This window comes from Rhodococcus sp. B10, assembly GCF_011770055.1.
GTDB classification, from domain to species: domain Bacteria; phylum Actinomycetota; class Actinomycetes; order Mycobacteriales; family Mycobacteriaceae; genus Rhodococcoides; species Rhodococcoides kyotonensis_B.
Map to the genome: position 1 here is coordinate 1 of NZ_JAAFYV010000065.1, position 9,223 is coordinate 9,223.

The following is a 9,223-nucleotide window of genomic DNA, read 5'->3' on the forward strand; positions in this document are numbered from 1 at the left end:
CGCCTGCACCCACGCCCCCGCCTGCCGCGCCCGCGGGACCGCCCGAGGTCACTCTCACCAAGGCTCGGCCCGTCAGCCTCACCAAAGGCCAGAAGGTCACGCTGCGCAAGGACGGCGGCGTCGCGCTGACCATCATCCGTATGGGCTTGGGTTGGGATCCGGTGCAGGCTCCGAAGAAGACGAGTTTCTTCGGGGGCGGTAACCGAGGCGGAGGAAACATCGACCTGGACGCGTCGGCGATCCTGTTCGCGGGCCGAAATGTCGCCGACATCGTCTACTACGGCCAGTTGAAGTCCAAGGACAGCTCCATTCTGCACCAGGGTGACAACCTGACCGGTGAGGGCGAAGGCGACGACGAGGTCGTGAACGTCGACCTGACCCGCGTGCCCGCGCACATCGACGCGATCGTGTTCACCGTGACGTCGTACCGCGGCCAGACGTTCGAGCAGATCCAGAACGCGTTCACCCGACTCGTCGACGACACCAACAACATCGAGTTGGCGCGGTTCACGCTGCAGGGCGGCATGCCGTTCACCGGACTGGTCATGGCCAAGGTCTTCCGCGAAGGCGGCAACTGGAAGTTGCAGGCGATCGGCGACGGCATCCAGGCCAAGCACGCAGGCGAGGCGGTCCCTCAGCTCGGCAAGTACCTGTAGGCAGGGAAATAGCCCCGCAAATGCATATGCATTTGCGGGGACATGCCACGCAAACGCATATGCGTTTGTCAGGACGTGGGTGCCGGCTCGTCTCGACGGCCGGCAACCCGCGTTCTGCCTGCGATATCGGGTGCACCGTCGAGCACTCCACCTACGGGATCGTCGACGCCGCCGCGCCGCACGAGATCCTCGGAGGGCCGGTAGATCTGGCGTATCACCAACGCGCACAACAGCACTACCGCGATATCACGCACGACGACGGTCGCGGTGAACCACTGCTCGGGTATTCCCTTGTTCTCGATACCGAGGTAGTAGTACATCCGCGGAAACCAGACCAGAGCATCGATCGTCATCCACGCCAACAGAATTCGACGATGGGGCAGCGCCAACACCGCGAGCGGGACGAGCCACAGCGAGTACTGCGGACTCCACACCTTGTTGGTGAGCAGGAACCCGGCGACGACGAGAAACGTCAACTGCGCCAGCCGAGGTCGGGTCGGCGCGTTCATCGCGATGTAGGCGACGCCGACGCACACCGCGGCGAACAGCAGCAGTGTCACCGCGTTCAGCACCATGGGCTTGTCGCCGGGATAGAGGGTTCCGTCGAATCCGGTCCATCCCGTGAACGAAGAGATGACGTTGTAGAGGGAGTCGGGATCCGCGCCGCGCGACGAGTTGAGCCGGAAGAACTCGTACCAGCCCTGCGGATACAGCAGTGCTACAGGGAGATTGACGGCGAGCCACGCCGCCAGCGTCGAGCATGCGGTGATGTACCAGTCGCGCATCTTGCCTGCGCGCCAACACAGTACGAGGAGCGGCCCGAGCAGGAACAGGGGATAGAGCTTGGTCGCGCCGCCGAGTCCGAGTAGAACACCGGCCAGCACCGGACGTTTCCTGCTCCACGCGAGAATGCTGCACGCGGCGAAAGCCGTTGCAAGAGCGTCGAAGTTGGTGAACGCATGCACGATCACCAACGGTGATCCCGCGACCAGCGCGGCATCCCAGATTCGGCGTCCGGCAGAAAGAGCCGTCGCCCACACCGTGATCAACCATGCGAGTACGAGACCGACGACGACGACGTTGAAGTAGACGACCACCTGTAGCGCCTGCGGAAGGAACGGCATCGCGGTCCAGGCTTTCGCGACCACCATCGAGCCGTACTGGTACAGGCCGGACAGAACCGGATACTCCATGTATCGGATCTGGGTGGTCCCGTCGGAATTCGCTTCCTCCCAGAACTTCTTGTACGGGAAGGCGCCCTCGTCGAGGCGTTCGGCGCCGTACAGAGGCACCGTGTCGGAGTAGCACATCGCGACGTACTGACGGCTTCCGCTCCAATCGAGGCCTAGGGCACCCTCGGGTCCGTTGGGTGCCTGCTGAATGCATCCGGCCTTCGCGAACCAGCCGAGGCTCAGGAACACCACGGCCAGAAGGAGCAGAACCCGTAGTGGCGTCATGAATTGCTGACGCCCGATCACGGCATGCTTACCGGCCGGGCCGCCGATGACCGCAGCCAATTCTGCGGTCATCGGATCGGTCACGGCGGGCTGATCCCGCGCGCGGTCGGACGAGCGATCGGGAGCGAGCGGACCTGGGCTCGCCAGCATGCGGTCTCGATGAGTCGTTCCGCGGGCTGCACTCCGGCCGGTTGCGGGCCGGGAGGATCCGTCGTCGCTCACTCCGTGAAGGCTACCGGGCCGGCTCGGGCTCGATCTCTTCCGGCGTCGCCGGCGACTGGGGGGTCGCCGGGGATTGCGTCGTCGGCGCGGGAGCGAGTCCCGGGAGCGGGATCGTCACGCCGGGAAGGATCTCGACCTGTCGAGGCGTGATGACGACAGGCGGGGAGATCTCCGTCGGAATCGGAAGCGTGACCGCTGGCGGAACGGTCGTCGGCGCCACGGACGGCGCGGGAGCGGCAGGGGCCGTGTACTGCGGCACGCCTGCCTGACCGGCGATGGGCTCCGGCGTCGGGAAGGTCTCGTTGGAGGTGCCTTCCAACGCACCGTCCATCGTGTCCTTCCAGATGTCCGACGGGATGCCCGAACCGTAGATCGAGCCACCGTAGCTGTTCTGCAACGGCAGGCCCTGCTCGGTGCCGACCCAGACCGCCGTGGACAGCGACGGCGTGTAGCCGACCATCCAGGCATCCTTGTTCTCCCCGGTGTCGCCGAGCTGCGCGGTACCGGTCTTGGCCGCCGACTGACGTCCACCGGCCAGGTTGTGGCCGTTGGAGTATCCGGCGATCGGACGCATCGCGGCAGTCACGTTGTCGGCGACGGCCGAGGACACGACCTGCTCACCCGGCTCCACGCCGCGATCGAGCAGCACGGTTCCGTCGGCGGTGACGACGCGCTGCACGAAGTGCGGATCGTGGTGGACACCGGATGCGGCCAGCGTCGCGTAGGCCGAGGCCATGTCGATGACACGCGACTGGTACTGCCCGAGGACGATGCCGTTGTTGGGACCTGCACCGTTCGGCTCGGTCAGCGTCGGGCCGATGCCGGGAAGCTCTTCTGCCACGCCGAGCTTGTGTGCCATGTCGGCGATGGACTGCGGACCGTCGTCCATGGACAGCTGCATCCGGTAGAAGCTCGTGTTGAGCGAGCGCTTGAGCGCTTCCGCGATGGTGCAGGTGCCGCAGGATTCGCCTTCGACGTTGCCGATCGAGATGCCGTTCACGGTCAGCGGGGAGCTGTCGTACATCTGCGACAGCGGGATGCCTTGGTCGAGGGCTGCGGCGAGGCCGAACACCTTGAACGACGAACCCGTCTGCAACCCGGACTGCGCGAAGTCGAATCCTCGTCCGTCCGCGCCGCCGTAGTAGGACTTCACGGCGCCGGTTCTCGGATCGATGGACACCGAGGCGGTACGCAACTCGGACGGCTCGCCCTCGAGGTTCGAGTTCACCGCATCGATCGCCGCCTGCTGTGCGACGGGGTCGATCGTCGTCGTGATCTGCAGACCCTCGGTGTTGAGGTCCTGCTCGCTGACGCCCGCGGCAGACAGTTCACGCAGAACCTGCGACTTGATCAGGCCGTTGGGACCGCTGTCGGTGTCGGAGTTGTCGGCCTGCGCGCTGGGCACCCACTGGGGGTACTGCATCGCGGAGCGTTGCGCCTGGTCGAGGTTGCCCTGCGACACCATGCCGTCGAGCACGTAGTCCCAACGGGACTGCGCACCTTCCGGGTTGAACTCCGGATCGAGTCCCGACGGCTGCTGAATGGTGGCCGCGAGCACGGCACCTTCCTCGATCGACAGCTGATCGACCGGTTTGCCGAAGTACGCCGTCGACGCCGCGGCGATGCCGTACGCACCGCGGCCGAAGTAGATGGTGTTGAGGTACGCGGCCAAAATGTCGTCCTTGGACCACTGGCGAGCCATCTTCGACGAGATGACGAGCTCACGCATCTTTCGAGTCAGCGTGCGCTCGGAACCGACGAGGGCGTTCTTGACGTACTGCTGGGTGATGGTCGAGCCGCCACCTGCGCTGTCGCGGCCGAGAACGTTGTCGCGCAACGCGCGACCGAAACCGGTGACCGAGAAGCCGGGGTTCGAATAGAAGTCCCTGTCCTCGGCCGACAGCACGGCGTTACGAACGTGCAGCGGGATCTGGTCGATCGTCACGTCGGTGCGGTTGCCCTCCGGCGGGACGACGCGACCGAGTTCGGTGACGCCGTCCGACGCGAGGATGGTCGCAACCTGGTTGGTCTTTATGTCACCGGGACGCGGGACGTCCTCGACGGTGTACGCGACCATGAACGCCAGGATCGGGACGATGAGCCCCAACGCGATCAGGACGTACAGAGTTCGGCGGACGGTACGCCAGCGGGACTTCTTCTTCGTTTTCGCGGCAGTACCTCTCTCGGGCGGCTCGGGCGGTTCACTGCCCGAAGAGCGTGGGGATGTGTCGTCCGGCGGCCCAGCCGGCGGAATGCCACCTGCGACGCGGGACGTGGGTGGGCCCTCGGGGCCGCGACCGGACACAGGGGGACGACCGGGCGGAGGGCCGACGGGACGTCGTCCGGGCGGAGGGCCTTGTGGACGCGCGCCCTGAGGGGGCGGACCGGGCCGCGAACCCTGCGGCGGGCCTTGCGGCGCTCGGCCGGGAGGTGGCAGCAACGGCCTACCCTGCGCGTCACGCTGCGGCGGCGGTCCGACGGGACCCTGACCGGGAGGGCGCTGGCCCGCGGGCCGCTGAGGAGGCATCGGACGGCCACCGGGAGGCGGCGTCGACGAGCGAGGACCAACGGGAGGGGGACCGGACGGTGGGGGGCCCGAAGGACGTCGGCCGGGGCCTTGATCAGCGGGTCGCCTGGGATCGCGATCTCCAGGCCGACCACCCGACTGGTTGTCGTAGGGGTTGCTCACGTACAGGTCTCCAGTAGTTGCGGCAGGCACATCCGTATGCCGACCGGATCGATCATCGCAGCGATTGTGTCATTCGCTCGCGGTGCGACGGTTCGGTTGGCGGGATCCGGACCGCGACCGGCGCGGTCTCTTGGGGGCTGGAACTGCACCCATCACGTACGACTGAACCAGGTGGTTCCAGCTGCAGGATCGGCAGACCTCGACGACGTGCACCGAGAACTCCTCCTGAGTCGCCGCGAGTCGGACCAGTTCGTCTGCCGTGCGTGCCGACCCCGACAGGGGACCGAGCTTCTCTCCGAACACCCACGACACGTGCGTGAGCTGTTCCTTCCGGCAGATGGGGCAGACCACGTCGCTTCCGCGCCCGTGGAACTTGGCTGCTCGTAGAAGGTAGGGGTCGGCGTCGCACACAGCGCTGACGCCGGTCCTGCCGGAATAGACCTCGGCGAGCAGCGACCGTCGCTGAAGGGCGTAGTCCACCACCTGTCGCTGAAGTCGCACGCTGACCAGAGTACGTGCGGCCGCGGACATGCGGATCGGCCACCGTCGAAGCTGTCCGATCGGGGCCGCGGAAACTATGCTCCACCTGTGCCGACACGACTGCCCCCATCGACACGGGCCCGCGACGTCGATCGCACCGACGCCGCCGCGACACTCGACGAGGCCCACGCCGACGGGCAGCTGTCCGATGCAGAACACGCGGCGCGCATCGACCTCGCGCTCGAGGCGGAGACTCTCGCCGATCTGCACGCGCTGATCGAGGACCTGCAGGGCACGACACGATTGACGCCGATGTCGGCACCGATCGAGCCCGCCCACCCGGTCCGAACCGCGCGTGCGTCGCGTACCGGTTGCCTCGCCGTCGCGGTGCCCGCGGTCGCGGCTGTCGTCGCGCTGGTGTTCGGGATCCGGTCGTGTGCTGCCGACGGCGATCCGGTGTCGACGTACGGAGACATGGGCTATCAGAACCCGGCTGTCGTGGCGGACATCGCACGCGCCCTGGCGGAGAAGACCGGCACGACCGTCGTCGACAGTCTCGGTCTGTATCCCGGGTACGCGATCGTCCGCATGCCGGCTCCCGGCCTGCCGCAGAAGCAGGTGTCCTACGACTTCCGCGACGGCGAACTCGACGACTTCGACGACACCTGGTCGAGCGCACGCGAGGCGAACCAAGGCCAGATCGACCTCACGACGCTCGATCTGCCCAGGATTGCCGGTGTCGTGGCCGGCGCGGCGGACAGTCTGAACCTGTCGAGGATCGACAGCCTGAACATTCAGATCCGCGGTACGTCGGACGGACCACAGGTATTGATCAACGCGGACAACACGGACGAGGAGCGAGGAATGATGTACGTCGATCCGTCGGGCAACTTCCTGTACGTCGATCCGTTCCGATTCGGAGAGTAGGACGACCGTGGCTCTGTCACCGAAGAACCGCGCCCCCGCACTCCGAGCGCGCGACATCGACCGTGGGCTCATCGCGAGCGCACTGGATCAGGCTTACGCCGACGGGCAGTTGAGCGTCGACGAACATCATTCGCGCACCGCCGCGGCGCGGGCAGCGGTCACCCTGGGTGAACTGCACGCACTCGTTTCCGATCTTCAGCTCGACGTCGACCTCCCGGAGCCGACGCCGCCGCGGTCGAGACGGGGACCCGTCCTGCTCCTGGCGTCGGGTGCGGTCGTCGTCCTGGCCGTGGCCGCAGCGGTCATCCTGACGAGCGCGGACGACGAACCTGCTGCCGCGGAACCGACGCAGACCCAGGCGCCGGAGGTGTCGATGCCACTGCCCGGGTCGGTGACGCCGATCGTCGCCGCGCCGTTCGTGTTCGACACCGCAGAAGGCCTCGACGACTTCCGCGCGTTATACCTCGAACGATTCGGCAATTCCGAGGTCGTCGAGCTCAGGCTGGAAGTCGACAAGGACAACCGGGCCGACATCTACCGACTGAACGCCGAGGGACGCGTCGAACGCGTCATGGTCCACGGCGGGTTCGAAGTTCAGCCCGACACGTCGTTGCGTGCCGAAGCTCAGCAGACCTTCGACTGGGCACTGCTCGACTCGGCCGTCGTCGCCGGGGTGATCGCGGGAGCACCGGCCACCGTCGGCGACACGAGGGGCAATGCCGACTGGGTGCAGATCGACAACGACGGTGGTCTGCAACGCATTTCGGTCTCGGTCGAGGCTCCGGACTCCATGGGCGGGCGCGTCGAGACCGACTTCTCGGGCAATCCGACGTACGTCTCACGCGTCGACAACTAGTTTTTAATGTCTTTACAAGATAACTTGTCGCTATGTATGTACATATATCGACGCGATACATTTTGTGTATATGCTCGGAAATCGCATCAGGTTGTGCGGTTCCGGCGTCGGGGAGGAGATGAGCATGCTCGAGCTTGCGATTCTCGGTTTGCTCCTCGAAGCTCCGATGCACGGATACGAGCTGCGTAAGCGTCTGACGGGTCTCCTCGGAGCCTTCCGGGCGTTCTCGTACGGCTCGCTCTACCCGGCTCTGCGTCGTCTGCAAGCAGACGGGCTCATCGCCGAAGACGCTGGACCCGACGCGCTCGTCAAGCGTCGTGCCCGACGCGTCTACGAGCTGACGCCACTCGGCAAGAAGCGTTTCGCCGAGTTGGTCGCGGACACGGGACCGCAGAACTACACAGACGACGGTTTCGGCGTTCACCTCGCCTTCTTCAGTCGCACACCGGCGGAAGCACGGATGCGCATTCTCGAAGGCAGGCGTCGCCAGGTCGAGGAGCGTCGAGAAGGATTGCGGGAGGCCATCTCCCGAGCCAACGGCACGCTCGATCGCTACACCCGCCAGCTGCACCAGCTCGGCCTGGAGTCCAGTGAACGTGAAGTTCGCTGGCTCAACGAGGTGATCGCAGCCGAACAGGCGGGACCGTCGAACACATCGAACCCGAAGAGCGTTTCGAAAGAAGGAGAGCCCGACCATGGGTGAGAACAGCATTCGCGTAGCAATTGTGGGTGTGGGCAACTGCGCCGCCTCCCTGGTTCAGGGTGTGGAGTACTACAAGGACGCGGACGAGAACGTCACCGTTCCCGGCCTCATGCACGTCAAGTTCGGCAAGTACCACGTCCGCGACGTCGAGTTCGTAGCCGCGTTCGACGTGGACGCCAAGAAGGTCGGCTTCGACCTGTCGGACGCGATCTTCTCGAGCGAGAACAACACCATCAAGATCGCCGACGTGGCGCCGAAGGACGTCCAGGTTCTGCGCGGACCGACGCTCGACGGACTGGGCAAGTACTACCGCGAGACCATCACCGAGGCCGACGGCGACGCCGTCGACGTGGCACAGGCATTGCGCGACGCGAAGGTCGACGTGCTCGTGTCCTACCTTCCCGTCGGATCGGAGGAGGCCGACAAGTTCTACGCGCAGGCCGCCATCGATGCAGGCGTCGCGTTCGTCAACGCACTGCCCGTCTTCATCGCCAGCGATCCCGTCTGGGCCCAGAAGTTCGTCGACGCAGGCGTTCCCATCGTGGGCGACGACATCAAGAGCCAGGTCGGTGCCACCATCACGCACCGCGTCATGGCAAAACTGTTCGAGGACCGCGGAGTTCAGCTCGACCGGACCATGCAGCTCAACGTCGGCGGCAACATGGACTTCCTCAACATGCTCGAGCGCAGCCGCCTCGAGTCGAAGAAGATCTCCAAGACTCAGGCCGTCACGTCGAACCTGCAGCGCGAGTTCAACACCAAGGACGTCCACATCGGACCGTCGGATCACGTCGGTTGGCTCGACGACCGCAAGTGGGCGTACGTGCGCCTCGAAGGCCGTGCCTTCGGTGACGTGCCGCTGAACCTCGAGTACAAGCTCGAGGTCTGGGACTCGCCCAACTCCGCAGGCGTCATCATCGACGCGGTGCGTGCGGCGAAGATCGCCCTCGACCGCGGCATCGGTGGACCGGTCATCCCGGCATCGGCGTACCTGATGAAGAGCCCGCCGAAGCAGCTCGCCGACGACGTCGCGCGTCAGCAGCTCGAGGCGTTCATCATCGACGCATAGGCGACTTCGTCGCATGTGAGTGGGAATGTACAGAGGGCTATATGTCCAGTCCATAGACATATGAGAGTCGTATGTCTACGGACATGTGAGACACGCTTGCTGGCGTCGTAGGTGTGGGGCACCTGAATCGGCTAGGGAAGATTCCATGGCCAGAACGGGTGCGC

8 protein-coding genes are annotated in these 9,223 nt (G+C 65.6%); 5 read left to right on the top strand and 3 right to left on the bottom strand.

What is annotated here, in order from left to right; all coding sequences use genetic code 11:
• On the top strand, positions 1-656 hold a 656-nt coding region (locus RhoFasB10_RS25430), incomplete at its 5' end, for a TerD family protein (RefSeq protein ID WP_167679261.1).
• A 68-nt stretch (positions 657-724) separates the two neighbouring features.
• On the opposite strand, the gene RhoFasB10_RS25435 is transcribed toward RhoFasB10_RS25430, so the two are convergent.
• The 3 genes from RhoFasB10_RS25435 to RhoFasB10_RS25445 all read right to left on the bottom strand — a co-directional run bounded on the left by RhoFasB10_RS25435 (position 725) and on the right by RhoFasB10_RS25445 (position 5,555).
• On the bottom strand, positions 725-2,263 hold the full coding sequence (locus tag RhoFasB10_RS25435) for a glycosyltransferase 87 family protein (protein WP_174551496.1): 1,539 nt from the start codon (positions 2,261-2,263) through the stop codon (positions 725-727).
• Positions 2,264-2,345: 82 nt separating this feature from the next.
• Entirely contained in the window at positions 2,346-4,862 is a 2,517-nt protein-coding gene (locus RhoFasB10_RS25440) for a transglycosylase domain-containing protein (RefSeq protein ID WP_240931470.1), read from the bottom strand.
• Positions 4,863-5,093: 231 nt separating this feature from the next.
• Entirely contained in the window at positions 5,094-5,555 is a 462-nt protein-coding gene (locus RhoFasB10_RS25445) for a DUF5318 domain-containing protein (protein ID WP_068430680.1), read from the bottom strand.
• 57 nt (positions 5,556-5,612) lie between these two features.
• On the opposite strand from RhoFasB10_RS25445, the gene RhoFasB10_RS25450 reads away from it, so the two are divergent.
• The 4 genes from RhoFasB10_RS25450 (at position 5,613) to RhoFasB10_RS25465 (ending at position 9,059) form a co-directional block, all read left to right on the top strand.
• Positions 5,613-6,431, top strand: a complete 819-nt coding sequence (locus tag RhoFasB10_RS25450; RefSeq protein ID WP_254303630.1) for a DUF1707 domain-containing protein — start codon at positions 5,613-5,615, stop codon at positions 6,429-6,431.
• Positions 6,432-6,438: 7 nt separating this feature from the next.
• A complete protein-coding gene (locus tag RhoFasB10_RS25455; protein ID WP_346764478.1) occupies positions 6,439-7,287 on the top strand; it encodes a DUF1707 domain-containing protein in 849 nt (282 codons plus the stop codon).
• A gap of 124 nt (positions 7,288-7,411) precedes the next feature.
• Entirely contained in the window at positions 7,412-7,990 is a 579-nt protein-coding gene (locus tag RhoFasB10_RS25460) for a PadR family transcriptional regulator (protein WP_068430997.1), read from the top strand.
• A complete protein-coding gene (locus RhoFasB10_RS25465; protein WP_068430677.1) occupies positions 7,983-9,059 on the top strand; it encodes an inositol-3-phosphate synthase in 1,077 nt (358 codons plus the stop codon). The genes RhoFasB10_RS25460 and RhoFasB10_RS25465 overlap by 8 nt, the downstream gene beginning before the upstream one ends.
• Positions 9,060-9,223: the final 164 nt, after the last annotated feature.

Coding starts and splice junctions, on each gene's coding strand:
- RhoFasB10_RS25435 (WP_174551496.1), bottom strand. CDS start 2,263: ATGCTGGCGAGCCCAGGTCCGCTCGCTCCCGATCGCTCGTCCGACCGC.
- RhoFasB10_RS25440 (WP_240931470.1), bottom strand. CDS start 4,862: ATGCCTCCTCAGCGGCCCGCGGGCCAGCGCCCTCCCGGTCAGGGTCCC.
- RhoFasB10_RS25445 (WP_068430680.1), bottom strand. CDS start 5,555: ATGTCCGCGGCCGCACGTACTCTGGTCAGCGTGCGACTTCAGCGACAG.
- RhoFasB10_RS25460 (WP_068430997.1), top strand. CDS start 7,412: ATGCTCGAGCTTGCGATTCTCGGTTTGCTCCTCGAAGCTCCGATGCAC.
- RhoFasB10_RS25465 (WP_068430677.1), top strand. CDS start 7,983: ATGGGTGAGAACAGCATTCGCGTAGCAATTGTGGGTGTGGGCAACTGC.